The sequence below is a fragment of the Micromonospora fulviviridis genome (assembly GCF_014648395.1).
Taxonomy (GTDB): Bacteria; Actinomycetota; Actinomycetes; order Mycobacteriales; family Micromonosporaceae; genus Micromonospora; species Micromonospora fulviviridis.
In genome coordinates this window covers 788,917-815,496 of record NZ_BMRA01000001.1, presented here as the reverse complement: position 1 = coordinate 815,496, position 26,580 = coordinate 788,917, and the positions used below count along the sequence as shown (strand labels likewise).

Sequence of the window (26,580 nt, the reverse complement as noted above, 5' to 3'; positions counted from 1 at the left end):
TGCCTTCCCTTCCTACGGGGCTCCGGTGAGCGCCCGCGCCGTGGCCTCACCGGTGACGGTGGCGGTGTTCTGGAAGCCGAAGAGACCGAGCAGGTCCCGGCGGTAGGTGATGCGGACGCGTACCTGGATCTGCCGCTCTCCGGCGACCACCGGGAAGCTGACGTCGTGGTCGCGGACCCCGCCGGCGGCGCTCAGGTAGTCCGCGACGGCCTTCCGGGCGGCCACCTCGTCGATCCGCTTCGGGCCGCCCTCGATGGCGTGGGCCCGGTCGATCATCTGGCCGCCGCTGCGGGCCGCCTCGGCGGCCAGGTTGTCCGCGCGCTGCAACGAGCGGAGCTGTCCGGCGCCGTCGTACGCCAGGCTGATGATCGCGAGTACGCCGGTCATCGCCACGGCCAGGAAAAGGCTCACCCGGCCGCTCTCCGACGCGCGTCGCCCGGTCACCGGCGGCTCCGGTAGGTGTCCAGCGGGGAGGTGAAGCTCGCCGAGACGGTCTTGCCGCCCGGCACGCCGGGCAGCCCCGGCGCCCGCAGGTCGTCGAAGGAGACCGTGCAGGTCACCGCGACCGTGACCGTCGCGGGCACCCCGGGCGCGCTGCGGTACGCGGCCGCGAAGCTGGTCCCGGCGTCCCCCACGGAGCCGCGGAAGGTCAACGCCGGCGGGGCGGTGCAGCGCAGCCCCGACCAGTCGAGCTGGCGGCGGGCCGCGTCGGTGGCGGCGGTCCGGCCGGTCCGCGCGTCCCGGGCGATCGAGGCGGCCCGGGCGGCGTCGTGCGCGGCCGACTCCACCGCCTCGTCGGCGACGGCCGTCCGGCCGGCGACCCCGGCCAGCACCATCAACCCGATGAAGGCGGGGGCGAGCACCGCCACCTCGATCGAGACGGAACCCCGGTCCCGCGCCATCGGCCTCACCCCGTCGTCCAGCGTTCGACCGGACCGTGCGCGCGCTGCGAGACCGCGAAGCGCACGCCCGGGATCACCGACAGGGAACGTCCGCTGACCGTGCAGGTGACCTCGGTGGCCGTCGTCGTACAGGTGGGACCGGGGGACTGCCAGTCGACCAGCCAGTCCCCGGCGGCACGCAGGAAGCTGGTGGCCCGGTCCCGGCCCGCGTCCGGCGGGGCCTGGAGCGCCCGTTGGGCGTTCACCCCGGTCTGCGCCGCGTTGAGGGCGGTCGACCGGGCGACGAACCAGACGGCGAGCTGGATCGAGGCGAAGAGCAGCACCAGGATCGCCGGCATCACCACCGCCAGCTCGACCGGGTTGGCCCCCCGCTCGGGCCCGCCCGCGGCCAGCCGCTCCCGGAGGGCGGTGACGATGCGCCCCGGGCCGCACCGGCCGGTGGGCCGGCCGGCGGGCGCCGGCCGGCTCCGGTCCGTACGGGCGGGGCGGGGCATCACGGGGCCTTCGGCGCCGTGTTGTTCGGGATGGCGTTCATCCAGTTGTTCGCCTTGGCCAGGGCGAGCCCGGTCACCGCCATGGCCACCGCGACCAGGCCGAAGATGATCACCGCGGTCGGCACCGGGCTGTCGCCCCGCTCGGTGTCCCGCCGCAGCTCGGCCAGGCGGCTGCTGACCGCGGCGTACAGGTAGGCGTAGAGGTGCATGGTCGTCTCCTTCTCGGGGTGGGTTCACAGACGGGCGAGGAACGGATAGACGGCGAAGCCGAGCAGGACGAACACCAGCAGCGAACCGGGGATGTCCAGCCGGCTGGTCACCCCCTCGGCCCGGGCCAGGTTGTCCGTGCGGATCTGGTCGCGCAGCGAGTCGGCGCGGCTGCGCAGGGTCTCGTGCACCTGGGCGCCCTCGCTGCCGGAGGAGCGCATGATGGCCCCCACGTCGCCCAGCTCCGGGATGCCGATCCGGTCGGCCAGCTCCTGGAGCTCGTCCCAGGGCGAGTGCATCTGGAGCTGGGCGATCCGCAGCGCCTCCCGGATCCGGTCGAAGACCCAGCCGTCGCAGACCGCCGCCGCGCGCTCCAGCGACTGCACCGGGCCGTGCGCGGCGGAGAGCTGCAACGCCACCAGGTCCAGGTAGGTGCAGACCGCCTGGCGGAACTCGTCCCGCGCGTCGTCCGCCCTGGCCAGCACCGCCCGGTGCGCGAGCAGGCCGGCGACGAGCGCCAACCCCAGGCTCCCCACCACCGGCACGGGCAGCGGCAGCGCCACCCCGCCCACGAAGAGGACGGCCGAGGCGACCGCCGGGGTGGCGAACCCGACCAGCGCGGAGAGCAGCACCGACAGGGCGTACTGCTCGGGGGTCCGGTCGAGCAGGGCGAGCTGCCGGTGCGGCGGCCGCAGCCAGCGGGAGACGCCGCCGAGCCAGTCCGGCCCGCTCCCGGCCACCGGGGCCTGGCCGGGCGGCTGGTGCAGCCGGCGCAGCGCCGGGCCGAGCGCCGGGGTGGCCGGCAGCGCCTCGCGGACCACCAGGAACAGGCCCAGCCCGACGGCCGCCCCACCCAGCACGGCGACGGCCAGCTGCCAGTTGACCATCATCGCGCCCGCCTCTCGTTCGCGACTGCGGGGCTCGCAAGGTCACTCCTCGCGCTCACGCGATCGCCTCCTCCGGGTCCGGCGCCGGCAGGAAGCGCGCCGGGCGGGGCGGCTGGCTCATCGACCGCACCCAGACCAGCAGCCCGACGAAGGCCGCCCCGAGCACCGCCATCACGAGCTGCCCGAAGACCGTCCCGTACGGCCGGACGTAGTCGCTGTTGACCAGCCCGTACGCGAGCGTGGCCAGGGTCATCCCGGTGAGGAAGCGGACCGCGAACCGGGGCTGCGTCCGCTTCGCCTCGACCTCGCGCCGGGTGGCCACCTCGGCCGAGGCGGCGGTGGCGATCGAGCCGAGCACGTCGCCGAGGCGCTCGCCCCGGTCGGTGAGGTGCAGGATCAGCGCCGCCACCACCTGGTCGCAGACCGGGTCGGCGATCTCGTCGGCGAAGGCGAGCAGGGCGGACCTCGCCAGCCAACCGGCCTGGAGGCGGGCCGCCAGGGTGCGTACCTCCTCCTGGATCTCCTCAGGCGCGGTGGCGATGGTGCCGATGATGGCCTGTTGGAGGCCCTGCCCGGTGCCGGAGATGTCCTTGAGCCGCCGGGTCCACTCGCCGACCGCCTCGATCCGGGCGATGGCCCGCTGCTCGGCCCGGCCCACCGCGAAGAGCCACGGCACGCCGGGCACCGCCAGCGCCACCAGCAGGCCGACCACCGGCAGGCCGGTGAGCAGGAAGGCCAGCGCGCCGGCCACCACGGCCGCGCCGAGCAGCAACCGGTACCGGTGCTGCTCGCGGCGGCTGGCCCCGGAGCCGGTCCAGAGCCGGCTCAGCCCGGGGCCGGCGCCCGCCGTCGACCGGGGCGGCCGGCGGGTGCCGACCAGCGCGACCACCGCCAGCACCAGCCCGGCCACGCACGCCGCCCCGGAGACCAGCGCGATCAACTCGATCGTCGTCATGAGCCTGCCTTCGTTCGCGACTGCGGGGCTCGCAGACCCGGCTCACTCCTCGCGCTCACAGCTACCGCCGTCCAAGCCGGGTGTGCCGGGGCCGCCGCCACGCGCCCGTGCCGGCCTCGATGAACCGGGTCAGCAGCCGGGCGTCGTAGCCGACCCGGAGCAGCTGGTCGCGGATCCGCTCGGGGAGGTGGCGGGGCACGGCCCGGCCGTCCGGTCCCGGGCCGAAGACGCTGGTGGTGGTGATCCGGTTGCCCTCGCCGACGCCGATGACCTCCTCGACGTGCGAGACGAAGCGGTGCTTCCGGCCACCGATCGCGGTCTCGTCCTCGACCGTGACGTAGACGATGAGGTCCAGCGCGTTGCCCGCCATCCGGCGGGCCTGGTCGACCGTCATCTCCCGGCCGTGGGCCAGCGCCAGCTCGATGATCCGCTCACCCACCCCGGCCGGGGTACGCGCGTGGATCGTGCACATCGAACCGCGGCTGGTGGTCATCGCCTGGAGCATCGGCACGATCTCTCGCGACCGCACCTCGCCGACGATGATCCGCAGCACGCCCATCCGCAGCGACACCGGGATGAGGTCGGCGATGCTGACCTCACCGGCCGGCCGGCCGTCCAGCCCGCGCTCGCCGTGCCCCTCCCGGGACTCGAAGCTCATCACCGCCCGGTGCTTGTGGCCGCGGCGGACCGGCAGCAACTCCCGGCTCTCCTCCAGCAGCACGTACGGCTCGTCGGCCGGGATCTCGTCCATCAGCGCGCGGATGACCGTGGTCTTCCCGGCCCCGGCCAGCCCGGCGACCATGATGTTCAGCCCGGCCCGCATGGACGCGCGGAGGAAGTCGCGCAGCAGCGGGTCGATCATCTCGTCCAGGTCGGGCCGGCCACCGGAGATGTCCTCCAGGCTCACGGCGAGCGTGTTGTGCTTGCGGATCACCGCGTACGGGCGGTGGCTGACCAGGAAGACCGCGGCGAGCCGGCTGCCGTCGGGCAGTTGCAGGTCGAGCGTCGGCTTGGAGGTGGAGAGCGACCGCTCGGTCGCCCCGGCCCGGCGGGCCGCCGCCTGGAGGATCTCCACCAGTTCGTCGTCGCTGTCGGCGATCGGCTCGGACCAGTCCACGCCGCCGCCGTGCCTGGTGATGCGCACCTGGTCGCAGCCGAGGATGTGCACCTCCTCGATGGTGTCGTCGACCAGCAGGGTCTGGAGCCGGCCCAGGCCGACCAGCTCGGCGGTCACCTGGTCGAGCAGCAGCCGCTCCTCGTCGGCGGCCATCGGCGTGCCGGCCCGGCGCACCGAGTCCGCGTACGCGGAGACCACCGCGACGGCCAGCCGGGCCCGCTCGACCTCCTCGGCGTCCGCGTCGAACTCCCGGCCACGCTGCCAGAGGGTGAGCCGCTCGCTGAGTTCCCGGCGCAGCTCGCGGACCACCGCGAAGTCGACCCGGGGGCGGGGCGGCGGGGGTGGCGGCGCGACCGGCACGGCGGGCGGCGGGGGCAGGTGGTGCCGCGCGCTCGGCGGGACCAGCGGCGGCACCGTCGAGGTGGCGCCGGGCTGCTGGCCGCGCGGGTCGTGGGAGACCGGCTCAAACCGCACCGGACACCCCCGGCGTGCTAGGCGCGGTCACCGCGCGCGGGGCCGGGGCTCCCGGCCAGGCCAGCCGGGCCCGCCGGCGGTCCAGCAACGCCCGGACCGGCACCTCCAACTGGCCGGCCGCGCGCATCAGCGGGCGGTTGGCGCGTACGGTGCCGCCGTGCCCGAGCACCTCGGCGGTACGCGGGTCGTGCGGCAGCCGGGCGATCACCGGCAGCCGCAGCGCCTTGCTGATCTCGCTGCCGCCGTGCCCGTCACCGACCACGAGCAGGCGCAGGGTGCCCGGAGGGATCCGGTGCTCGGCGAAGTCCCGCTCGATGGCCTTGACCGTGGCGCGGGTGGCGGACAGGTCGGGCAGGTGGGCCCGGGTGACCAGCAGCACCACGGCGGCCGCCCGCAGCACCGGCCACGGTGGACCACCGACCTGCAACCGGCCACAGTCGACAAGCACGTCGTACGGCGGGACGCCCCGCTCCAGGCTGGTGAAGAAGTCGGCGAAGCGCTGCCAGAGCGGAGTGACGCTGCCGGCCTGGGCCGGGTCGACCACGCCGGGCAGCAGCAGCCGCTCCCGCCTCGGCGCGTCCAGGTCGACGAGCTGTGACCAGAAGGCGCTCTCCAGGTTGCCGTCGCGCAGCTCCCCGACGGCCAGTTCGCCGAGGCCACGCGGGCCGTCGAGCGCCCCGCCCAGGTAGCCGGCGAGGATCGAGCCGCCCGCCGGGTCGCACTCGGCCAGCACCAGCCGCCGGTGCCAGCTCAGCGCGGCGGCCAGGGCGGCCGTCGTGACGCCCGGCGAGCCCTTCGCCGAGACCAGGGCGATGATCGCCATCAGGCCGCCTCGGTGAGCACGAGCGCGATCCGGTCGTCCGCGGCCAGCGCCACCACGGCCGGCACGTCCCGGACGGCCAGCGCCAGGTAGACCACCACGTCGTCGTTCTCCGGCGTGGCGGTGTCGATCACCGTGGCCTCGAACCGGGTGCCGCCGCCGCGCGTCGCGTCGGCGCCGCCGGTGCTGGTGTCGGGCGTGCTGACCAGCAGCACCTTGTCTCCGGGATGCAGCTTGCGGGCGGGCACCTGGCTCGGCTCCAGCCCCAGCGCGAGCTGCTGCTGCCCGGGTCCGAGCAGCGGCGCGTCGGTGAGCTGGGCCGGGGTCAGCAGCGTGCCGGGGGTGAGCCGGACGGCGGCCCGCCGGCCCAGCACCTCCTTGATCCGGTCGGCCGGCACCGGCTGGAGCTCCCGCCCGCCGGAGACCCGCACCGGGACCAGGTCGTCGGCGGTGAGCTGCCGGCCGACCTCGACCGGCCGGGCCACCGCGAGGTAGCTGCCGGTGGAGCGGACCGAGGTGACCGCGAAGGCCGCGCCCAGCCCGCCCAGGGCGATCAGCAGTACGGCCAGGCCGAGCAGGCCGGGGCGGATCCGCCGCTGCCGGACCACCTTGGGCGGCGCCACCGGCGCGTCCAACGGAGTCCCGTTCCGGGTCGCCACACTCACTGCGCCACGCTCCTCGCGCTCACCGCGTCACCACCTGAAGTTCGTTGATCTGCACCGGGACGGTTCCGCTGACCCGGCTCTGGGCGATCTCGCCGCTCTCGCCCCCGCCGGACCACTCGACGGTCCAGAACGTGGTGGCGCTGACCTGGTAGGTGCCGGCCCTGGCGTAGCCGCGGTCGTAGCCGCAGTCGGGGGAGGTCCGCCCGGCCCGGGGGCCGTCGGCGGCGTACGGCGTGCCCGGCCCCGTGCAGGTGACCTCGGTGCCGTCGCCCATGGTCCAGACGATCCGGGTGACCCGGGCGGTGATCTCGACGGTCACCCCGCGGTCCGAGGCGGAGGCGCGCAGCGGCCCGAAGTAGGACGCCCCGCCGCTGGCCCACATCCAGACCGGCAGCCCGACCAGACCGGGCCCCTTGCTGCGCCGGGGCGCGACCGCGACCCGGGGCGGCAGCAGCGAGATCGAGGCCAGCGCGCGGCGGGCCAGTTCCTCCGGGTCGGGCGGCGCGCCGTAGCCGGGCGGCGGCCCGTCGCGCAGCACGACGCTCTGCTCGCCGAGGTCGCCGCCGTTGCACGTCCGGACGTACCACTGCTGGCCTTCGGGGGCGGTGGGCTGGGGCTCGGCCAGCTTGTAGTAGCAGCCGTCGCCGTTGTTGAACCAGCCGAGCAGGTCGTCGTAGCAGGGGATGGCCCGGCCGTTCCACTGGCACTTCGCCGCTCCGCCGCCGTCACCGCCTCCGCCGCCGGGGTTGCCACCGCCGCCGCCCGGCCCGCCCGGGGTGCCGGGTTCGTCGTCCCAGACGTTGCAGTCGTTCTGCCCGGGCGGGCACTCGCCGCCGGGGTTGCCGGCGCGGGCGGGCGCGCCGGTCAACAGCAGCGCGGGCGCCCCGGTCAGCGCCAGCAGCAGCGCCAGGCCGGCGGTGAGCAGCAGCCGGCGGGGCGTCCCGGCCCGGGTCGGTCGGGCCGGGACACCCCTTCCTCCCCAGGTCAACACGGCTGGTCCTGGTGTCCGGCGCCGGCGCTGATCAGCCACCGGCCGTCGGGGTAGCGGGTCGCGGTGGCGGTGGCCAGGTAGCGCCCGCCGCGGGTGCCGGGGACGACCCGGCGGTCCTTGGCGTAGACGAGGCGGTAGCCGGTCGCGTCCAGGCAGTCCTGGATCTCCACGGTGGGCGGATCGGCGGCCAGGTCGACCGAGACCACGGTGGGATCGGAAACGAGTCTTCCGGTACGCATGGCGCCGTGCTCCTTCGCGTCGCGAATTGCCACTCGCACCCGGGTCAGCAACGGATCCGCCACGAATCGGGCCAGTGCGGGATGACCGGGATCGCTGCGTGCGCTCGCCGCCCGGGACGCGTCGAGATAGCCGGAATAGGCGGCGAGCGCGGCCTTTCCGGCGGATTCCTCCTCGGCGCTGGAATGCGCGACGGGTGCGGCGGCGCGCCCGGTCAGCGGGCCGGCCGCCGCCTCGGGCTCGCTGCCGCAGCCGGCGGTCGTGGCCAGCAGAGCAAGGCTGAGCAGGCAGATTTCCCATCGGCGGGATTGCCGTGTGCGCAACGCCGGGCCCTCCTCGGTGGCGGCCCGGAGTGGTCGCGTCAACGCACTCCGGGCATGCGGAAGTGCGCCCGGATGTGTACGGCCGGGCCGCATCTGCTACCGCTGCATTTACCTGTACCGATCTTTAACGAATTCGAAACCTGATGTCTCCGGTCGGCCTCCGACACCAATTGATCGGGGGTTGCGTCGTACCCAAGGGGCGAGCATAGGCTGACGTCCGCCGATGCAACAGAGGCAATTAATCCGAACACTCTGAGTGATGACAGGTGGTGGCGACCGGTGGGTGTCCGGACGACGACGAACGGCCCGCCGACGGGCTCACCGGTGGCAGGAGTGCGTTCACCCGCACGCCACATCCGGCGTCCCGGACGCGGACCGGCGGGCGGTGGATTGGGGGACAACGGCCCCTCTGGTCCGATCCGTCCCGTAGACCGGTGGCCCGCCCGCCGCTCGCCGGCAGTCGGTCGCCGTGCCCCGGCCCGCCTCCGGTGCGACGCCGTTTTCCGCGCCATCCGCCACACGGCGGCCGGGCAAAATTCACTCTGCGTGCTCCAGAGTGGAACGCTGAGCGACCACCCGGGGGTGCCGGCATGACCGCGGCACGGGTCGGGGTCCCCGCACCGGCGGCCCCCGCCCGCCGTCCGGTCGTCCGGCTGTCGGCCGCGCTGGCGGTCGTACCGCTGCTGCGGCTGGCGGTCGCCCGGTATGCCGTACCCCCGGGTGTGCCGGACCGGATGGGGTGCGACGGCTGCGGCGCGCCCATCGGCCTGGACCGGCCGTTGCCGGCGCTCGGGCCGGCGGCCCGCTGCCCGTCCTGCCGGGCGCGGGTCGGCGCGGCGCCGATGGTGGTGGAGGTGGCCCTGGTCGCGGCGGTGGCGGCGGTGGCGCTCACCGGCGGGCCGGCCGGTGTGCGGGTGGCCGTCGCCTGGTGGCTCGCCTGGGCGGTGCCGCTGGCCATGGTCGACGCGGCGGTGCACCGCCTCCCGGACCGGCTGACCTGGCCGGCGGCGGCCGGGGTGTGGGTGCTGCTCGGGGTCGCCGGGCTGGCCGGGCCCGGCCCGGCGACCTGGCTGCGGGCCACCGCGGCCGGGCTCGCCCTCGGCGCGGGCTTCGCGGCGACCACCCTGCTGCTCGGCCGGCGCGGGTTCGGCCTCGGCGACGCCAAGCTGGCGCTCGGCGCCGGGGCGCTGCTCGGCTGGTACGGCTGGGCCGTGCTGGTGGCGGGGCTGGTGCTCGCGGTCACCCTCTCCGCGGTGGCCGGCCTGGCGCTGCTGGCGGCCCGCCGGGTCCGCTGGTCCAGCCACCTGCCGTTCGGCCCGTCCCTGATCCTCGGTACCGCCCTCACCCTCGTCCTGACGACGTGAGCGCCGGCGGACGGGTCAGCGCCGGGCGGGCCGGACGGCCGGGCGGGTGGCGGCGCGGCGGACCCGCCAGCGGAGCACGTCGGCCACCGGGCGGGCCAGCGCCGGGGTGAGCAGGGTGCCCACCAGCGCGCCGAGCAGCAGGCCGGCGGCCACGTCGTGCGGGTAGTGCACGCCGACGAAGGTGCGGGAGAACGCGGCCAGCGCGGCCAGCGGGACGGCCACCAGGCCGATCCGGCGGTGCAGCAGCAGCGCGATGGCGGCCAGCGCGCCCGCGATGGTGGCGTGGTTGCTCGGGAACGACCAGTCGCCCGCCGGCGGGCAGTGCCCGGCCACGATCACGAGGTCGGCGGGGCTGCGGCAGGGCCGGTCCTCGGCGACGAGGGTCTTCAACCCCTCGCTGGACGCGTACGCGCAGACCACCGCGACCGGCGCGGCCAGGGCGAGCGCCCGGCTGCGGAGGTCGCCGCCGACCAGCCGGGACAGCGCGGCCAGCACCAGCAGCACCCCGAGCAGGACGACAGCCCCCTCGGTGAAGTGCACGGCGAACCAGTGGACCGGTTCCGGCGTGCGGTCGGCGAACTCGACGATGTCGTGGTACCAGTCGGCACTGACATCCGGAACGTCGGTCACCACGGCGTCAGTCATGAATCACCTCACCAACTGTTCATACTCCGTTCACCTGGAGGGTGGTGGGGGAATGACTGTCGAGGCACCGAAGTCTCAGGCGCCTCTCAGCCGGGCCTGATTCGGTGACCGTGACGTACCGACCTCGGGAGGACCCGTGCCGCACAGCCCCCAGGGCGAGGAGACCTGGCGGATCAGGCACCTACCTCAACGGTTTCCACGAGCGGCGCGAGCTGAGCTACCCGGAGGACGGATACGGCTTCCCCGAGCACAGCGACACCGTGGTCAGCGCCCCGAACGCCGCGCTGGTCCGGCTCTGGGTCGGCGGTGAGCCGCTGGACCGCTGCGGGTCACGCTGACCCGGGAGACGGCCCGCTACGAGCTGCCCGACGCCGGGCCGGCCGACGCCGTCGAGCTGTGGCACCACGGCGAGCGGCTGCGGGTGACCGGCGAGGCCCCGGTCACCCGGCCGATGCCGCCGGTGCCCGATCCGGGCCCCGAGCCGCCGTCACCGCCCGGCCGCCGGCCGACCCGGCGCAGTCAGGAGGCCGTGGGCGGCGCCGGCTGACTCGGCACGCCCGACATCCGCTCGACGATCTCCTCCAGCGCCTCGAAGGCGTACGCCCAGTTGTGGCACTTGAAACTTCGCAGCCCCTCGATGGGGGTGCGGCAGTCGGCGCAGTGCACGCCGGGGATGGCGTCGGGCACCTCGGTGTTGACGTACTTGCGCTCGCCGAGGATGACCCGCGCGATCATGCCCCGGTCGTGCATCCCGTGCAGTGCCGAGGAGACGATGTCGTACCAGTTCACCCGGCGACCGCACTTCGGACAGTCCGGCTCGTCGCCGCTGACCCAGAGCGGGGCGCCGATGCTGCGGGCCGGCATGTTGAGCAGCTTCTCCAGCCGGCGCACGTCCGACTCGGGCGTGGTCCAGCGGTGCCGGCCCGGCAGCGAGGCGGGCGAGTCGTAGACGGCGCGGAACACCACCGGGTCGACCTCCACGGTCTCCCGTCCATCGGTCATCGGTACCTCCTCGGCTCGGCTGGTCCCACCGTCGTACCAGGTGAACGGCGTCGGCAGCCGGATCACGGACACGACGGGTCAGCGGTGTGTCGCCCAGGGTGCTACACATCAGGGCGTGACGGGAGAGCCGACCACCACCGGGACCGAGGCCGAGGCCCGGCCGAACGTCGCCCGGATGTACGACTACTACCTGGGCGGCTGCCACAACTTCGCCGCCGACCGGGCCGCCGCCGAGCAGATCCTCACGCTCTTTCCGGACACCGGCGTGGCGGCCCAGACCAACCGCGCCTTCCTCCGCCGGGCCGTGCGCTACGCGGCCGAGCGGGGCGTACGCCAGTTCCTCGACATCGGAGCCGGGCTGCCGACCCAGGGCAACGTGCACGAGATCGTCCGCGAGGTCGCCCCCGACTCGCGGGTGGTCTATGTGGACAACGACGAGGTCGCCGTCGCGTACGCCCGGCGGCTGCTGCCCTCCGACGGCCGGACCCTGGTGGTCCGGGGCGACCTGCGGCGCCCCGACGAGCTGCTGGCCGACCCCGACGTGCGGGCCGCCCTCGACCTCGCCGAGCCGGTGGCGCTGCTGCTGGTCGCGGTGCTGCACTTCGTGCCCGACGCCGACGACCCGTGGGCGGCGGTGGCCCGGCTGCGCGACGCCACCGCCCCCGGCAGCCTGCTCGCGCTCTCCCACCTGACCATGGACGGCGCGCCGCCGCTGCCCGCCCGGCAGGGCACGGCGGTCTACCAGCGCAGCAGCGCCCCGCTCGTGCCGCGCCCGCACGCCGCCACGATCCGCTTCTTCGACGGCTACGACCTGGTCGAGCCGGGTCTGGTCTGGCTGGCCGACTGGCGGCCGGACGGCGAGCCCCGGTCGGCCGTGTCGCACGGCTACGGCGGTGTTGGCCTGCGCCGCTGACCCGGCGCCGGTCAGCCCACCGCGCCCCGGCCGGCCGGTGAACAGGCGGGGAGGCCCTGCCGCTCGCCCGGGCCCCCGTGTCTCCCCCGGGCGAGCGGCGGCCGAGGTCAGCTCCGGGTGATCAGACCGGCGTCGACGACGTACTCCTCGCCGGCGTGGGCCGAGAACTCGGCGCTGGCCGCGAGCAGGGTCGGGTCCCACTGGTACGCCGTCACCAGGTCCGAGTCGGTGGCGTCGTCACCCACGTTCCCGGCGGTCTTGTCGTACTGGTTGGTCGCCTCCACCCGTACCTGGTAGAGCAGTTCGGTCCGGGCCGTGATGGACCAGGTGCCGTCCGGGTTCACGGTGGCCGACCCGCCGCCGATCGTCTGCCCCTGCGGTCGCCAGAGGGTCACCTGGAGCACGCCGTCCGGCCCGATGCCCGGCTCGCCGTCCTCGCGCTGCCCGTCGCCGTCCAGGTCGTGCCACACCACGCCCCGGATGACGCAGGTGCCCGCGATGGCCACCGTCACCGAACTGGTGTTGTTGCCGGTGTTCGACTCACGCTTGTCGGGGGCGATCGTCGCGGTGATCGGCACGGTGGTGCCGGGGGTGGCGCCGGCCACCTCGAACGGCACGTTCAGCTGACTGCGCTGCCCGGCCGACAGCGCCGGGTACGCGCACGAGTAGCTGGTCGCGCCCGCCACCGTGCAGGTCCACCCCGTGCCGGCGTACGGGGTCGTGGTGCGCAGGCCGGCGGGCACCGAGACGGTGACCTTGACCGGGCCCGAGTCGCCGTTGCCGTAGTTGCGCAGGTCGACCTGGGCGTTGAAGGTCTCGCCCTCCGCCGGGTTGAGCACGTCGGTCGTCACCAGGTCGACGACGAGGTCGGGCTGGGTCCTCCCGGCCGCCACCGCGTCGGCCGGCAGGGCCGCGGCGCCGAGGGCGAGGGCGGCCAGGGTGGTGGGGACGACACGTCGGAGCGAGCGGGACAGGGAGTTCGGTCGCATGGCTTCCTCACGTCGTGGGGCACGGCCCGACCGGGACGGCGGACCGCGGAGATCAACTGTCTCCACTCATCCGGCGTCGTCGATCCATTCGGCGTTACGCGGCCTCCGGCCCGTTCCGGTCGGGCTGCGCCGCTGATCACCGCCCCCTGCGCGGCTGCCCGGATTGCTAGGCTCCGCGCCATGTTTTCGGGCGATGCGGATGCTGACCTGCGACAGATGGCCGACGACGCCACGTTTCCGCACCGCGACGCGGCCCGGCACGCGGTGCGGTTCCGGGCCTCCGGCGACGTGGCGGACCTGGTGGCCGTCCACGACGATCCGCACCCGTGCGGGATGACCGACGTGGTGTTCGCCCTGGCGGGATCGAAGCGGCCCTGGCTCAACTGGGTGCCGATGCCGAGCGAGGCGATCAGCAACATCGCCAACGACTTCGGTGGCCGCCGGGCGCGCGGCGAGCAGCTCGAGGTCACCGGCCTCGGACTGTCGGCGGCGGAGCCGGCCAGCGCCATCACGGCCTGCCGCCGGATCACCGGCCCGGTCGACATCGGCATCGCGGAGTTCCCGCCGCCCGACATCCGGGCGCCCGTACGGCCCGGCCGGTACGCGGTGTGGCGGTACGACGGCACCGAGCCGGTGCCCGCCGGGCCGGCGCCGTCGGCCGCCGCGGTCGGCCTCCTGCGGGAGGTCGCGGGGGAGCCGTGGCAGTCACCGCTCTCGGGGTACGTGAAGGCCGCCCCGCTCGGCGGGCTGCCGCTGGACGACCTGCTCGGGCTGCTCGCGCACCTGCCCGGGCCGCCGGACACGCCGCGCTGGCAGCACCTGGCCAAATCGACGCCGACGTACTGGTACCGGCTCCTGCAGCCGTGGGTGTGCCTCGGCATCCTGCACCACGCCAAGGACCAGCCGTGGCCGACCTCGACCCGGCGCGAGGTGCTGGTGGACCTCGCCTTCGGCGTCGAGGACTGGGTCGCCGACGCCGCGCTGTTCGCGCTCGTCACCGCCGCCTACCGGGAACCGGCCCTGCGGCCGGAGGTACGCCAGCTCGTCCGGGCCCGGCTCGACGCGGCGGTGGCGGCGAACCGGCTGGTCACCATCGAGGAGTCACTGGCACGGCTGATGCTCGTCACGCCCGGCTGCCGTGCGGACGACCGGGCGCTGGCGACCGCCGTGTTGACCCGTGCCGAGCAGGACGACGACGAGGACGAGGAACCGGCGCCCGCGCCGGTCGCGAAGCGTCGCTGGTGGCAGCGGGGCGGCCGGTAGTGCGATCCGGCGCCGGCGAGCCGCCGTGGGAGGATCAGCGGGTGCAGGTCAGGATGCTCGGACCGTTCGAGGTCCGTACGAACGACGGCGTCCTGGCCGACGTGCCGGGCGCCCGGTTGCGCGCGCTGCTGATCGCCCTGGCGGTCGAACCGGGCCGGGTCGTCCCGAAGGCGACGCTCATCGACTGGATCTGGGGGGAGAACCCACCCGCCGACGCCGCCAACGCCCTGCAACGCCTGGCCTCCCGGCTGCGGAAGGCACTGCCGGGCGGCGTGGTCGAGGGGCAGCCGGGTGGCTACCGGCTGCTGGTGGACCCCGACGCCGTCGACGCCCTGCGGTTCGAACGCCTCGTGGGCCGGGCTCGCCAGGAGGAGGGCCTACCGCGGGTCCGGCTGCTGCGCGAGGCCCTCGCCCTGTGGCGCGGCGCCGCCCTGCAGGAGGTCGGGCTGGAGAACAGCAAGGCGTTCGACGCGGCGGTGACGCGGCTCGAAGGGCTGCGCCTGACGGCGATGGAGGATCGCTTCGAAGCGGAGGTCGGTCTCGGCCACGGCGCCGAGGTGGTCGCCGAACTGACCGACGCCGTGACCGCGCATCCGCTGCGGGAACCGCTGGTCGCCGCGCTGATGCGCGCCCTGGTGGCGGCCGGCCGCGACGCCGAGGCCCTGCTCACCTACGAACGCACGAGGGAGGCCCTGGCCGACGCGCTGGGCGTCGACCCCTCGCCGGAGCTGTCCGCCCTGCACACCGCGCTGCTGCGGGGCGAGCTGGGCCGGCGGGAGGAGAACCGGAAGACCAACGTGCGTGCCGAGCTCACCAGCTTCGTCGGCCGGGACGCCGATGTCGCCGCCGTGCGCGGGCTCGTCGCGGAGCACCGGCTGACCACGTTGATCGGGCCCGGCGGCTCGGGCAAGACCCGGCTGGCCACGGAAACCGCGCGCACGATCGTCGGTGACCTGCCGGACGGCGTCTGGTTGGTGGAACTCGCCGCCATCGGCGCCGACGGCGACGTCGCGCAGGCGACGCTCACCGGGCTCGGGCTCCGGGACGCCCTGCTCGGCGCTGGACCGAGCGCCGACCCGGCGGACGGGCTCATCGCCGCGATCCGCGAGCGGGAGGCGCTGCTGATCCTGGACAACTGCGAGCACGTGATCGAGTCGGCGGCGAGGTTCGCCGATCGGGTGCTCGGGGAGTGCCGGCGGCTGCGGATCCTGGCGACCAGCCGGGAGCCGCTCGGCATCACCGGCGAGGCGCTGTGGTCGGTCGAGCCGCTGGCCGTGCCGACCGACGCCAGCCCGGGCGAGGCCGCCTCCTCGCCGGCCGTCCGCCTGCTGCGCGACCGGGCGGGCGCGGTACGCAAGGACCTCGAAGCCGACGAACAGACCTTGTCGACGATGGTGCGCGTGTGCCGGGCGCTGGACGGGATGCCACTGGCGATCGAACTGGCCGCCGCCAGGCTGCGCACCATGTCCATCAACCAGCTCGCCAACCGGCTCGACGACCGGTTCCGCCTGCTGACCAGCGGGAGCCGTACCGCCCTGCCGCGACACCGGACGCTGCGCGCGGTCGTCGACTGGAGCTGGGAGCTGCTCACCGACGCCGAACGGGCCGTCCTGCGCAGGCTCTCGGTGTTCTCGGGCGGGGCGAGCCTGGAGGCGGCCGAGCGGGTCTGCGCCGGCGACGCGGTGGAGCAGGACGACGTACTCGAGTTGCTCACCTCGCTGGCCGAGAAGTCGCTGCTGCTCAGCGAGGGCGACGGCGCGCCGCGCTACCGGATGATCAGCACGATCAGGGAGTACGCCGCGGACCGGCTCGCCGAGGCGGGCGAGTCGGAACTGGCTCGCCAGGCACATCTCGCCTACTTCACCGAGCTGGCCGAGACCGCGGAGCCGCATCTTCGCCGCGCCGAGCAACTGGACTGGCTCGCCACGCTGGAGGCGGAGCACGACAACATCGGCGCCGCGATGCGAGGGGCGATCGCCGCCGGTGAGGCGCAGGCGGCGATGCGGCTCGCGGCGGCCGCCGGTTGGTACTGGTGGCTGGGCGGGCGTCGGGCCGAAGGCATCGAGCTGATGATCGCGGCCACCGAGGTCCCCGGCGAGGTGACCGATGACGTCCGGGCCCTGGCGTACGGGCTGGTGGTCCTCTTCGTGACCTCCGGGCGGGGCGACGAGCACCAGGGCGCCGAATGGATCCACAAGGCGTACCGGTTCAGTCAGCAGAGCCGGCACCGCAACCCGCTGCTGGGACTGGTCACCCCGCTGGAACGCATCCTCCAGGCGCCGGAAACCGCGGTGTCCGCGTTCGAGTCCTTGCTGGACAGTGAGGACCCCTGGGTACGCGCCCTGGCCCGTTGGCAGGCCGGCAAGATGCGGATCATGTTCGGCCAGGCCGGCCGGGACGCGGAGGCCAACCTGGAGCTGGCGCTCGCCGAGTTCCGGGCGCTCGGCGAGCGGTTCGGGATCTCCCTGGCCCTGGCCGAGCTGGCGGGCCAACTCGCGACCCGCGGTGAGTTCGCCGGCGCGTGTGAGCACTACGAGCAGGCGGTCGCGGTCGTCACCGAGGTCGGCGCCGTCGAGGACGTCATCCGGCTACGGACCCAGCAGGCCCTGCTGTACTGGCTGCAGGGCGATCGGGACTCCAGCGCGGCCGCCATCGCCGAGGCCGAGCGGTGCGCCCAAGGGGTCACCTGGCCGCATGCGCTGGTCGAGTTGGCGCTCGCCAAGGCGGAGCTCGCGCGCCGGGGCGGTGACACCGCGGAGGCACGCCGCCAACTCGGCATCGCGACCGCCGTGCTGGGCGACGAGGCGGAGCAGGCGCACATCAGCGCGGCCATCCACGACGCGCTCGGCTACCTGGCCGACGATCCCCGTGAGACCCGAACCCACCGTGTGGCGGCCTGGCAGGCGGCGTCCGAGGCGGGACACCCGTTCCTGATCGCCCAGATACTCGTCGGGGTTGCCGACCTCGCCCTGCGCCGCGACCAGCACGAGCAGGCGGCGCGGCTGCTCGGGGCCAGCGTCGCCGTACGCGGACTGCCGGATCGCGCCCACCTCGACGCGGCCCGAATCGAGCGGGACGCACGGCGTCACCTCGGCGAAGCACGGTTCGCCGAGGTGACGCAGGAGGGTGCGCGGTCGAGCGCGGCCGAGCTGGTCGAGGTCGCGCTCGCTTCGTGAGGGTCAGCCCGCGGCGCGGTGGATGACGATGTCGCCGTGCCGGGTGCGGGCGTGGACGGAGACCGTGCTGTCCGACGGGCCGGAGTTCCCGTCCGGCGAGACGGAGTCCCGCACCGACGCGCGCTCGCTGTGGACGTCGATGTGGGCGGCGGCGCCCTCGCTGATGCCGACCTCGATGTTTCCCGAGCCGTTCATCAGCTTCGCCTGGCCGTGGGTCATCCGGCCGATCCGGATGGCGCCGCTGGCCGTCGTGGCGGTGACGCTGCCGTCGGCGCGGTCGATGTCGAAGTCGCAGCTGGCGCTGCTGAGCTCGACGTCGGCGATGGCGTGGCCGATCCAGGCCTGCCCGCCCGAGTTGGAGAACGCGACCGTGCCCCCGACCTCGCCGATCCGCATCCCGAACGCCCCGCCGTCCACGTCGGCGCGCCCGGCGATCCGGCCGACCGCGACCTCACCGGACGCGATGTTCGCCCGCAGCGCGTCGACGCGATCGAGCTGGACCCGGCCCGACGCCATGTGCAGCTCGCACTCGCCGAACACGCCGTCGGCCTGGACGTCCGAGTGCGCCCCGTACGCGACGAGGTTGGAGCCGGTGGGCAGGTCGATCGTGATGGCGACCGATCCGGCCTTGTCCCCGGAGACGGTCGTCTTGACCGACAGCCGGCCGCCGGCGAAGTCGACCCTGGTCTTCTCGGCCACCTTGACGTCCTTGCGGCTCGCCGCGTCGATGGGTTCGACCAGCACCACGGTGTCGGTCCGGTCGCTGGCTGTGACCCGCACCTGGGCTCCGGCGACCTCCACGGTGGCGGCGATGGGGGCTGGCGTGGTGAAAGTAGGCATGACAACTTCTCCTCGTGCTCGGTGACGGGCGGGGGCAACCGCTCGGGTTGGTCAGGCTCGCTTCTTGAAGGTGGAGAGCGCCCACACGTATCCGACGAGGGCGATGCCGGCGCACCAGATGACGGCGGAGAGCGCGCTGCCGGTGGAAGGGTCACCGGTCAGCAGCCCGCGCACGGTCTCGATGATCGGCGTGAAGGGCTGGTACTCGGCGAACTGCCGCACGCCGGGTCCCATCGTCTCGGCCGGCACGATCGCGCTGCTGAGGAACGGCAGCATGACCAGCGGCACGGAGACCAGACCCGCCGACTCGGGGGTCTTGGCGGCCAGTCCCAGGGCGACGGTGATCCAGGCGGTCGCGAAGGACACCAGCACGATGAAACCGATGGTGGCGAGCCAGTCGAGGGCACTCGCCGCCGGCCGGAAGCCCAGCGCGAAGGCCACGCCGACGAGGGCCGCGATGGCGATCAGGCTACGGAGCATGGTGGCCGCGACATGCGCGCTCAGTACGGCGCTCCGGGAAATGTCCATCACCTTGAACCGGTTGATGATCCCCCTGGTCATGTCGGAGTTCACGGCCAGCGCGGTGGCGCTCAACCCGTAGCAGATCGTCAACACGATCATGCCGGGCGTCGCGTAGTCGATGTACTTGCCGTCGATGTCGAAGGCGCCGCCGAAGACGTAGACGAACATCAGCATGAGGACGATCGGGAACAGGACCGCGTTGAACACCGCGACCGGGTTGCGGAGAGTGTGCTTGAAGTTGCGACCCAACATGGTCGTGGCGTTGCTCATGATGCGCTCACCTTCGTGCTGGTACGGCCGGTCAGGGCAAGGAAGACGTCGTCGAGGTCCGGCGTGTGCACCGAGAACTCCTCGACCTCGATGGAATGTGCGTCGAGCTGGGCCAACACGGTTCGGACCGATTTCGCCCCACCGTCACTGGGCACCCGCAGGATCAGGTCCTCCTCGTCGTCCCGCGTGGCGTCGGTCAGGACCCGCGCCGCGGAGTCGAGTTCGACGTCGCCGGCGAACCGGAGCCGGACGTGACTGCCGGGGATCTGCCGCTTGAGCTCGGCGGGAGTGCCCTGGGCGACCAGCTTGCCCTGATCGAGCACCGCGATCCGGTCCGCGAGCCGGTCGGCTTCCTCCAGGTACTGGGTGGTCAGGAAGATCGTGACGCCCTCGGCCACCAGCTGCCGGATGATGTCCCACATCGTCCGCCGGCTGCGCGGGTCCAGGCCCGTCGTCGGCTCGTCCAGGAAGATGATCCTGGGCTTGCCGACCAGGGTCATCGCCAGATCCAGCTTCCGGCGCATACCCCCGGAATAGGTCGCCGCCATCTTCTGCGCCGACTCCGTCAGGTCGAACCGCCCCAGCAGGTCGTCGACCACCCGCTTGCTCTCGCCCGAGCCAAGACCCTTGAGCGCCGCCATCAACTGCAGGTTCTCCCGGCCGGTCAGCAGGTCGTCCACCGCGGCGAACTGGCCGGTGACCCCGATGGCCGCCCGTACGGCCTTGGTCTCGGTCGCCACGTCATGGCCGGCGACGCGGACCGTGCCGCCGTCGGCCTTCATCAGGGTGGTCAGCACGTTGACCGTCGTCGTCTTGCCCGCCCCGTTCGGGCCGAGCAGGGAGAAGATCGTGCCCGCGGCGACATCGAGGTCGATGCCGTCGAGAACGACCTTGTCCTTGTACGCCTTCCGCAGCCCCGAGGCCGCGATCGCTGAACTCGTCATGGGGACCACCATCGGCGCCCGGCCTGCCACCCCCCTGACACGCCCCTGACACGACGGCTGACACGCCAGCCGGACCGTCTGCCGACGTCCTGAAGGGCGGGTGACGCGAACCGCTGTCGGCGCCAGGCCGGTCGCGTCGGTCCCCCTCGCTAGGGTGCTGCCGTGGACGATCCTCGTGCCCTGCCGGCCCCACTGTCCGAAGCTCATGAGGGCGGCTTCGACTACCGGGACGGGGCGGGCGTCGACTTCGAGCCGTACCCCGACTTCCTTGACGCCGGTGAGACCACCGAGTGGTGGCGGGCCTGGACGGGAAACGCGGAGCTTGAGGGATCCGAATTCCGAGTCTTCGGGCAGGACGGCACGGGTGGCCTCGCCGCATTCTGGCTGGTGCGTCACGGTGAACCGATCGAGCAGCAGCCGGTGGTGTTCCTCGGTTCGGAGGGTGAAACGGGTGTCGTGGCGCAGAACCTGTGGGCCTATCTGTGGCTTCTCGCCGACGGCTTCGGTCCCTGGGAGGCGACGGTATACCCCGACCACGACCACGAGCCCCGCACGGATGCCCGCCTCACCGAGATCGCCCAACGCTGGGCGCCGTCGCATCGCAGTTCGGCGAGTGAGGTCATCACCGCGGCGCGGGAAGAGTTCCCCGGCTTCGAGGAGTTGGTCGACTCGATGTGCCGGTGACCGTCACGCTGCGGCACCTGCCTGAGTCATGACGACACTCTTCCTGCAAGGTGCAGCCTGCCGCAGGTCCCCGTGTCAGCCCGCCTCAGATCAGGCAGCGGGCGAGTTCTGAGTGGTCGTAGGTCCAGTACCCGAAAGATCCGGACCATACCCAGCGCTTGACATGCCAGTAGTGGTACTCGTACTCCAGGTAGAACCCCGGCCAGCCCGGATTCGGCTCGAGGCCGGTCCGCGCGCCGACGTACTGGTACAGGGTGGTTGAGGTGCTGCCGCAGCGATCGCCGCCGGTGGCGGTCACGGCCAGATCCGTGGCGGTGACGATCGTTTCGCCGCTGCATCGCACGACGTAGCTGCGACGGTAGTTGTCGGAGATGGCGTCGACGACGTGCCAGTACCGATAGGTGCTCACGGAGCCGACCAGCCAGAAGGTCGTCGGTGTGCCGTCGACGACGCGGCTGTAGCTGCCCGCCGCAGCGCAGGCCAGGCTGTCCGGTGCGGCATGGGCGGCGGCTGGAAGGACGATGACGGACGCCAGCGCCGCGGTCGCGACGGCAAGGGCGAGTTTGAGTCTCATGCCCACGCAACCTACGGTCGATCTCCGCATCGACGCAGGTCAGTGGCGGCTTCCTGACACGGCTCTCGGCGACCTGCGATCCGGGGTCAGACGGGCTCTTGCGCGGCAGCTGGTGCCGCCTCGCCTGCCCGCTGCATCGGTCGCAACTGCTCGCGGTCCAGATGATCTGCCGACGTTACTGAGGGCAGCGGCAGTGTGACCGCCGTTGGTATCTTCTGCGGCATGAGTGGGGGCCGGAGCTCTGGAAGCCGCAACAGGCGGCGGCAGGTCAGCGACGAGGAACGGGCTGCGGCGGTTGAGGACTACCGGGCGTCGGTCGGCCGGTTGCAGCACACCGCCTACCGGAACCTGCGGCAGACGATCGCCTACGCCACCATCTTCGTCGCAGTCGTCGCCACCTGGATGCTGTTCATCGGCCAGGCCACATCGGCGAGCTTCCCGTGGTACGCCGTGTCGATCCTCAGCGGCGCGTTCGGCCTGGCCACCTACTTCGTCCGGGAGCCGCGCCCGCGGCTCTACGTGCTCGCCGTCGCCGTCGTCCTGGCCGTGGTGGGCGTGACCGGCATGTTCCTCACGGACTAGGGCGCACAAATGACACTGTCGGTCGAGCCGGAAGCGCTGGTCGGCTTCGCCCGCCAGGTCGACCGCGCCGCCGCCGACGTGTGGGAGATCCGCGCCTACATCAACCGCCACGCCGAGGTCGCGACCGGAGGCGAACAGATTCAGATCGCCAAGGCGGCGCACGAACACGCGGTCGAGGTCATCAACGGCACCCTGAACCGGCTCGCCTGCCTCCTGGAGAACTCCGCCCCCGAACTGCGGGCCGCCGCCGGCTACTACCGCAAGACCGACCTGGCCAACGCCGACCGCCTCGACCGCACCCTCCCGCCGGCGGTCGACCGCTGCATCACCGCCCTGGAACTGGAACTGGCGAACAACCCCTGCACTCCGGCGAACTTCGTCGACGTCCGAGACGTCCGCGGCCACCTCGACACCCCGGGCGACCCGGACAAGCCCGCGAACCCGCTGGGCTGGATGGACTACATCAGCCCCGCGAACTGGCTCAACGAGGTCTTCAACCACGTCTTCGGCTTCGACCCCATCGGCAGGATCCAAAGCCAGGTCTCCGGGGACTGGGAAGCCCTGGCCAACATGGCGCCCGTCGCCGACAACATCGGCGGCGCCCTGCACGACCTGGCCTACAACGTCCAGTCCGGCACCACCACCCTGCGCCCCCTCTGGCACGGCATCGCCGGCGACGGAGCCTTCCGCTACTTCACCACCACCGCCAACGCCACCGCCGACCTCCACACCCCCATGTCCGCCATCAGCAAGGCATACCGCGAGATGGCCGACGCCGTCTGGTCCGCCGGCGAAGCCCTCGGCGGAGTCGTCAAAAGCCTCATCGACGCCGCCATCATCGCCGGCATCGCCGCTGCCGCCGGCACCGTCACCTCCGAAACCGGCGTCGGCGCGCTCGTCGGCTACGGCGTCGCCGCCGCCGAAGTCGCCAACATGTTCCGGCTCTGGGGCGAAGCGACCAAGCTCTGCCAACAGATCGGTGCCGCCGTCCTCATCTTCCGGGCCGCCCTCACCCGCGAACTCAGCGACCTCGACACCGTCGCCCTGCCCTCCCTCCCCGACGGCGGTCGCTACGACCACCCCCTCGCTGGGGCAAAGGCGTGAAGGTCATGGACGACCCGGACGACATCACCGGCGGCGACCAGAAACGGAATCAAGCCCTGCGCCGGGTCCTGGACCAGCTCGCCCGCAGCAACAACCCGCTGCTCCGCGAGATGGCCACCGCAGTCCAGGACGGTCAACTCACCCTGCGCCAGGCAGCCATCAGCACGACCTACGGTGCCGAGCTGGCAGCACCCTTCCAGACCTTCTGGACCGCGTACCAGGAGATGACCCCCGACGAACGCGACGACCTCGCATCCCGCTCCTCACGGCCAGGGTGACGCCTCGCTTACAAGTTCTGGGCGCTCGGTCCGGCGGGGTTCGTCGGCGTCACTGGCATCGGACCACCGTCCGGCGTCGGTCCTCACTGGGTCGCTCCGTCCGCGCCTGTTGCTGTCACCCTTGCTGGCGACATCTGGGCGGCGGCGCTCGGATCAGTCGTCCTCGTCCAGGAAGTCAAACGCCTCCGGTGCCTCCTCCATGAAATGCCGGTACTCCGGTGAAGCGGCTACTGCTGAACTTCGCTGCTGTACCGGTCTCGATCATGGCGGCAGCGGCCCCGTAAGGGCCGCTGACCTGCGGAGGAGTGGGCCGCCAGGGACTCGAACCCTGAACCTATGGATTAAAAGTCCACAGCTCTGCCATTGAGCTAGCGGCCCGTCCGCCCAGGCTACCGGAACCCGCCCGCGCGGGGCTTCCGGCTTCCGCCACCTGTCGATCTTCAGACTCGCGACCGGTTCGACCTGGCGTGGTCCGAGCCGCCGGGACCAACACCGCGCCCAGGCCCACCGGGCATGACGGCGTCCCGGTGGGGAACCGGGACGCGTATGAAGGTCAGCAGTACCGCCGCCGTGGCGGCGTCCAGCGAGGTGGCCGGGGACGACGGCGTACGCCGGCCCGGTGGCGAGGTGCACGCCTGGTTGCCGGGCCAGAACCAGACGGTCTGCGGGCTCCAGCTGAGCCGTACCCGGCTGCGCCGTTTCCCGCACGTGCCGTTCGACTACTCGGACACCGACGTGCTCACCGAGGCCGATCCGGAGGGCTACGTCTGCCCGCGCTGCCTGGCCGCCACGTCGGGCCGCCGCGAAGGGCAGAAGGGCTGGGCGCGTACGAACCCCCGTCCGTGAGCGGTTGCTGTCCGCTTCAGTGGGTACGGCACCGGTATGCGCATCGTGATCGTGGGGGCGACCGGCAACGTGGGGACGGCGTTGCTGCGCCGGCTGCGGCGGGAGTCGGGGGCGGAGCTGGTCGGGGTGGCCCGCCGGCTGCCGGGGCCGGACGCCGGTGAGCCGTACGACGGGGTGGAGTGGCACTCCTGCGACGTGGGGGCGGCGGCCGCGGTCGAGAAGCTGGCGGCGGCCTTCGCGGGGGCGCGGGCCGTGGTGCACCTGGCCTGGCAGATCCAGCCCAGCCACGACCAGCGCACGCTGCACCGGACCAACGTCGGCGGCAGCCGCGCGGTGATCGAGGCCGCCGTCCGGGCCGGCGTGCCCGCCCTCGTGTACGCCTCGTCGGTCGGCACCTACGCGCCGGGCCCGAAGGACCGTCCGGTGAGCGAGAACTGGCCGGCGACCGGGGTGGAGACGTCGTCGTACAGCCGGGACAAGGCCGAGGTGGAGGCGCTGCTGGACGGCGTGCAGCGGGAGCGCCCGGAGCTGCGGGTGGTGCGGTTGCGCCCGGGGCTGACCTTCCAGCGGGACGCCGGCACGGAGATCCGGCGCTACTTCCTCGGTCCGCTGGCGCCGGTCCGGCTGCTGCGGTACGGCCGGATCCCGCTGGTGCCGACGAACCGGCGGCTGCGCATGCAGGCGGTGCACGCCGACGACGTGGCCGACGCGTACGCCCGGGCGGTGCTGGGTGACGCCCGCGGCGCCTTCAACGTTGCGGCGGACCCGGTGCTGACTCCGGAGCTGGTGGCCCGACACTTTCACGGCTGGACGGTGCCGGTGGCCACTCCGGTGCTGCGCGCGGCGGCGGCGCTGACCTGGCGGGCACGGCTGCAACCGGTCGACACCGGCTGGGTCGACCTGGCGCTGAACGCCCCGCTCATGTCGAGCGAGCGCGCCGAGACGGAACTGGGTTGGACGCCCAGGATCGACAGCGTCACGGCCCTGAAGGAACTGTTCGAGGGCATGTCGAGCCGCACCGGCACCACCTCCCCGCCGATGTCGCCGGACCCGCTGCTCCCCGGCCGCCCCACCGCCCTCCTGAAGGCCCGCCTCCCAGGCCACCCCAACCCCTACTGACGCACCACCCCGTTGATCAAGAAGTTTGCGTCTCGGAGGAGATCGACTCCGACGCAAACCTCTTGATCAACGCCGCGAGGCGCTGTCAGCGCGTGAGGCGGGAGCTGTCAGCGCGTTAGGCGGGAGCCGGTCACTGTGGGTGGGTGGGCGCCCAGGAAGAAGATGCCGGGGTAGCCCTTTGTCTCGAAGCCCTTGCTGGGGTTGCGGCGGAGGGTCGAGGTCTCGATCTTCAGGGTGCCGGTGCGGTTGTTGCTGACGAAGAAGATGGCGCCGCCGCCCTCGTTGGCCGTGTTGTTCTCGATGATGGTGCCGGCGACGCGGACGGTGAACTCGTTGCCGTCGCAGTAGATCGCGCCGCCGCTGCCGCCGCCGGGGGTGCCGGACCGGGCCGGGTTCGCGCCGCTGCCGACCGCCCGGTTGTCGCGGAAGACGCTGTTCAGCACGGTCCAGGAGACGCCGATGCTGCTGGTCGCCGCCCCGTTCGCGCAGATGCCGCCGGTGAAGCTGCTGTTCACCACGTAGACCGGCTTGTTCTCGTACTGGCTCAGCACCCGCAGCGCGGCGCCGCCCAGGTCCTGGCCGGTCCCGTCGCAGCGGTTGTTCACGAAGCGCGTGTTGACCACCTTGAGCCGGCCGCCGCGTACGAAGATCGCGCCGCCCCCGCCACCCTCGGTCCGGTCGCCCGTGGAGTTGCCGTCGGCGAAGGTCAGGTTCTGCACGGTGAGCTGCGGATGGTCCTGGTTCTGGCAGTGCGCGGTGGTCCAGCCCTGGGCATGGTCGCAGGTGTTCTGGTAGAGGATCCGCCGCTGGCCGCCGCCGCTCAGGGTGACCTTGCCGCCGCCGTCCAGCACGATCCGCGGGCCGTGTGAGTTGACCACCTTCGCGGTCGCCTTCATCCGGATGGTCACCGGGGCCGGGCCGCAGTCGAACGTGATGATCCCGCCGGCCGTCACGGCCTTCACCACCGCCTCGGAGGTGCAGCTCGCCGGGGTGCCGGTGCCGATGGTTCGGGTCGGGCGCGAGGTGTCCACCGCCCGCGCCTCGGCCGGCACGGCGGCGTGCCCGTCCGGGTTGCCGGCCCGGAAGGCAGCCGTCGACGGGGCGGCGCTGGGCTTGGCGCTGCCGAGGCCGGCGCGGGCGCTCGGGTCGCCGGTCGGGGGCGGTGTCGGGCCGGCGGCGGTGCCGGTGGCCGCGACCGGCGCGGGCGAGCCGGCCGGCTGGTCACCTCCGCAGGCGGGCAGGGTCGTGGTGACGACACCGAGGACGAGGAGGGCGACAGCGGACTTCACGCGCACCGGACGATGCTAGGAGCGCGGGTCGCCCCGGCACGACTCGGCGGGAAATCCTTAACCCGGGGCTAAGCCACCCGCCGGCCGCGGCAGCCCGGCGAGCC

General features: G+C 73.3%; 30 protein-coding genes and 1 tRNA gene. 11 read left to right on the top strand and 20 right to left on the bottom strand.

Features of this window, described 5'->3' with window-relative positions:
* Positions 1-12: 12 nt before the first annotated feature.
* The 11 genes from IEY96_RS04065 to IEY96_RS04015 all read right to left on the bottom strand — a co-directional run bounded on the left by IEY96_RS04065 (position 13) and on the right by IEY96_RS04015 (position 8,072).
* Positions 13-387, bottom strand: a complete 375-nt coding sequence (locus tag IEY96_RS04065) for a hypothetical protein (protein WP_229791398.1) — start codon at positions 385-387, stop codon at positions 13-15.
* 53 nt (positions 388-440) lie between these two features.
* Positions 441-902, bottom strand: a complete 462-nt coding sequence (locus IEY96_RS04060; protein WP_189193412.1) for a TadE/TadG family type IV pilus assembly protein — start codon at positions 900-902, stop codon at positions 441-443.
* Positions 903-907: 5 nt separating this feature from the next.
* Entirely contained in the window at positions 908-1,396 is a 489-nt protein-coding gene (locus IEY96_RS04055) for a TadE family protein (RefSeq protein WP_189193411.1), read from the bottom strand.
* On the bottom strand, positions 1,396-1,605 hold the full coding sequence (locus IEY96_RS04050; RefSeq protein ID WP_189193410.1) for a hypothetical protein: 210 nt from the start codon (positions 1,603-1,605) through the stop codon (positions 1,396-1,398). Before IEY96_RS04050 ends, IEY96_RS04055 begins: the two co-directional genes overlap by 1 nt.
* A gap of 24 nt (positions 1,606-1,629) precedes the next feature.
* Complete coding sequence (locus IEY96_RS04045; protein ID WP_189193615.1) at positions 1,630-2,490, bottom strand: type II secretion system F family protein; 861 nt, start codon at positions 2,488-2,490, stop codon at positions 1,630-1,632.
* A 55-nt stretch (positions 2,491-2,545) separates the two neighbouring features.
* Complete coding sequence (locus tag IEY96_RS04040) at positions 2,546-3,445, bottom strand: type II secretion system F family protein (protein ID WP_189193409.1); 900 nt, start codon at positions 3,443-3,445, stop codon at positions 2,546-2,548.
* 61 nt (positions 3,446-3,506) lie between these two features.
* Positions 3,507-5,036, bottom strand: a complete 1,530-nt coding sequence (locus IEY96_RS04035; RefSeq protein WP_189193408.1) for a TadA family conjugal transfer-associated ATPase — start codon at positions 5,034-5,036, stop codon at positions 3,507-3,509.
* Entirely contained in the window at positions 5,026-5,859 is an 834-nt protein-coding gene (locus IEY96_RS04030; protein WP_189193407.1) for a CpaE/TadZ family protein, read from the bottom strand. Before IEY96_RS04030 ends, IEY96_RS04035 begins: the two co-directional genes overlap by 11 nt.
* Positions 5,859-6,521, bottom strand: a complete 663-nt coding sequence (locus IEY96_RS04025; RefSeq protein ID WP_189193406.1) for an SAF domain-containing protein — start codon at positions 6,519-6,521, stop codon at positions 5,859-5,861. The genes IEY96_RS04030 and IEY96_RS04025 overlap by 1 nt, the downstream gene beginning before the upstream one ends.
* A gap of 19 nt (positions 6,522-6,540) precedes the next feature.
* Positions 6,541-7,512 carry a hypothetical protein gene (locus IEY96_RS04020; RefSeq protein ID WP_189193405.1) on the bottom strand — a complete coding sequence of 324 codons (972 nt, stop codon included), beginning with the start codon at positions 7,510-7,512 and terminating at the stop codon, positions 6,541-6,543.
* On the bottom strand, positions 7,506-8,072 hold the full coding sequence (locus IEY96_RS04015) for a hypothetical protein (RefSeq protein WP_189193404.1): 567 nt from the start codon (positions 8,070-8,072) through the stop codon (positions 7,506-7,508). Before IEY96_RS04015 ends, IEY96_RS04020 begins: the two co-directional genes overlap by 7 nt.
* 590 nt (positions 8,073-8,662) lie before the next feature.
* Between IEY96_RS04015 and IEY96_RS04010 the strand changes: the two genes are divergently transcribed.
* On the top strand, positions 8,663-9,436 hold the full coding sequence (locus IEY96_RS04010; protein WP_189193403.1) for a prepilin peptidase: 774 nt from the start codon (positions 8,663-8,665) through the stop codon (positions 9,434-9,436).
* Positions 9,437-9,451: 15 nt separating this feature from the next.
* Here the strand turns inward: IEY96_RS04010 and IEY96_RS04005 are convergent, their stop codons facing one another.
* A complete protein-coding gene (locus tag IEY96_RS04005; RefSeq protein WP_189193402.1) occupies positions 9,452-10,081 on the bottom strand; it encodes a phosphatase PAP2 family protein in 630 nt (209 codons plus the stop codon).
* Between the two features lie 110 nt (positions 10,082-10,191).
* Between IEY96_RS04005 and IEY96_RS04000 the strand changes: the two genes are divergently transcribed.
* Positions 10,192-10,419 carry a hypothetical protein gene (locus IEY96_RS04000; protein WP_229791364.1) on the top strand — a complete coding sequence of 76 codons (228 nt, stop codon included), beginning with the start codon at positions 10,192-10,194 and terminating at the stop codon, positions 10,417-10,419.
* 181 nt (positions 10,420-10,600) lie between these two features.
* Here IEY96_RS04000 and IEY96_RS03990 read toward each other — a convergent pair whose 3' ends face one another.
* A complete protein-coding gene (locus IEY96_RS03990; protein ID WP_189193401.1) occupies positions 10,601-11,083 on the bottom strand; it encodes a DUF8243 domain-containing protein in 483 nt (160 codons plus the stop codon).
* A gap of 115 nt (positions 11,084-11,198) precedes the next feature.
* Here IEY96_RS03990 and IEY96_RS03985 point away from each other — a divergent pair, with 115 nt between their 5' ends.
* Positions 11,199-11,996: an SAM-dependent methyltransferase gene (locus IEY96_RS03985; protein WP_308429883.1), complete on the top strand. Its 798-nt coding sequence runs from the start codon at positions 11,199-11,201 to the stop codon at positions 11,994-11,996.
* A gap of 107 nt (positions 11,997-12,103) precedes the next feature.
* On the opposite strand, the gene IEY96_RS03980 is transcribed toward IEY96_RS03985, so the two are convergent.
* A complete protein-coding gene (locus IEY96_RS03980) occupies positions 12,104-12,985 on the bottom strand; it encodes an SdrD B-like domain-containing protein (RefSeq protein ID WP_189193400.1) in 882 nt (293 codons plus the stop codon).
* Between the two features lie 180 nt (positions 12,986-13,165).
* On the opposite strand from IEY96_RS03980, the gene IEY96_RS03975 reads away from it, so the two are divergent.
* Positions 13,166-14,248, top strand: a complete 1,083-nt coding sequence (locus IEY96_RS03975) for a hypothetical protein (RefSeq protein ID WP_189193399.1) — start codon at positions 13,166-13,168, stop codon at positions 14,246-14,248.
* Positions 14,249-14,289: 41 nt separating this feature from the next.
* Positions 14,290-17,424, top strand: a complete 3,135-nt coding sequence (locus IEY96_RS03970) for an ATP-binding protein (protein WP_189193398.1) — start codon at positions 14,290-14,292, stop codon at positions 17,422-17,424.
* 3 nt (positions 17,425-17,427) lie between these two features.
* Here the strand turns inward: IEY96_RS03970 and IEY96_RS03965 are convergent, their stop codons facing one another.
* The 3 genes from IEY96_RS03965 to IEY96_RS03955 are packed head-to-tail and all read right to left on the bottom strand — an operon-like array spanning position 17,428 to position 20,000.
* Entirely contained in the window at positions 17,428-18,264 is an 837-nt protein-coding gene (locus IEY96_RS03965; RefSeq protein WP_189193397.1) for a DUF4097 family beta strand repeat-containing protein, read from the bottom strand.
* A 51-nt stretch (positions 18,265-18,315) separates the two neighbouring features.
* The gene (locus tag IEY96_RS03960; RefSeq protein ID WP_189193396.1) at positions 18,316-19,056 is read right to left on the bottom strand and encodes an ABC transporter permease; all 741 of its coding nucleotides are present in this window, start codon (positions 19,054-19,056) and stop codon (positions 18,316-18,318) included.
* On the bottom strand, positions 19,053-20,000 hold the full coding sequence (locus IEY96_RS03955; protein ID WP_189193395.1) for an ATP-binding cassette domain-containing protein: 948 nt from the start codon (positions 19,998-20,000) through the stop codon (positions 19,053-19,055). Before IEY96_RS03955 ends, IEY96_RS03960 begins: the two co-directional genes overlap by 4 nt.
* Positions 20,001-20,162: 162 nt before the next feature.
* Between IEY96_RS03955 and IEY96_RS03950 the strand changes: the two genes are divergently transcribed.
* On the top strand, positions 20,163-20,684 hold the full coding sequence (locus IEY96_RS03950) for an SMI1/KNR4 family protein (RefSeq protein WP_189193394.1): 522 nt from the start codon (positions 20,163-20,165) through the stop codon (positions 20,682-20,684).
* An 85-nt stretch (positions 20,685-20,769) separates the two neighbouring features.
* Here the strand turns inward: IEY96_RS03950 and IEY96_RS03945 are convergent, their stop codons facing one another.
* Complete coding sequence (locus IEY96_RS03945; protein ID WP_189193393.1) at positions 20,770-21,258, bottom strand: hypothetical protein; 489 nt, start codon at positions 21,256-21,258, stop codon at positions 20,770-20,772.
* A 222-nt stretch (positions 21,259-21,480) separates the two neighbouring features.
* Between IEY96_RS03945 and IEY96_RS03940 the strand changes: the two genes are divergently transcribed.
* From IEY96_RS03940 to IEY96_RS03930, 3 genes are read left to right on the top strand one after another with little or no spacing between them, the layout of a single operon-like run.
* A complete protein-coding gene (locus IEY96_RS03940) occupies positions 21,481-21,840 on the top strand; it encodes a hypothetical protein (RefSeq protein ID WP_189193392.1) in 360 nt (119 codons plus the stop codon).
* Positions 21,841-21,849: 9 nt separating this feature from the next.
* Positions 21,850-22,944 (top strand): WXG100 family type VII secretion target, encoded by a 1,095-nt coding sequence (locus IEY96_RS33100; protein WP_268247136.1) that lies wholly within the window; start codon positions 21,850-21,852, stop codon positions 22,942-22,944.
* 5 nt (positions 22,945-22,949) lie between these two features.
* Positions 22,950-23,222 carry a hypothetical protein gene (locus IEY96_RS03930; RefSeq protein ID WP_189193391.1) on the top strand — a complete coding sequence of 91 codons (273 nt, stop codon included), beginning with the start codon at positions 22,950-22,952 and terminating at the stop codon, positions 23,220-23,222.
* 306 nt (positions 23,223-23,528) lie between these two features.
* On the opposite strand, the gene IEY96_RS03925 is transcribed toward IEY96_RS03930, so the two are convergent.
* Positions 23,529-23,600: transfer RNA gene (locus IEY96_RS03925), tRNA-Lys, on the bottom strand.
* Positions 23,601-23,768: 168 nt separating this feature from the next.
* On the opposite strand from IEY96_RS03925, the gene IEY96_RS03920 reads away from it, so the two are divergent.
* Complete coding sequence (locus tag IEY96_RS03920) at positions 23,769-24,068, top strand: hypothetical protein (RefSeq protein WP_189193390.1); 300 nt, start codon at positions 23,769-23,771, stop codon at positions 24,066-24,068.
* A 36-nt stretch (positions 24,069-24,104) separates the two neighbouring features.
* Entirely contained in the window at positions 24,105-25,187 is a 1,083-nt protein-coding gene (locus IEY96_RS03915) for an NAD-dependent epimerase/dehydratase family protein (RefSeq protein WP_189193389.1), read from the top strand.
* 107 nt (positions 25,188-25,294) lie between these two features.
* Here the strand turns inward: IEY96_RS03915 and IEY96_RS03910 are convergent, their stop codons facing one another.
* A complete protein-coding gene (locus IEY96_RS03910; RefSeq protein ID WP_189193388.1) occupies positions 25,295-26,482 on the bottom strand; it encodes a hypothetical protein in 1,188 nt (395 codons plus the stop codon).
* Between the last annotated feature and the right edge of the window lie 98 nt (positions 26,483-26,580).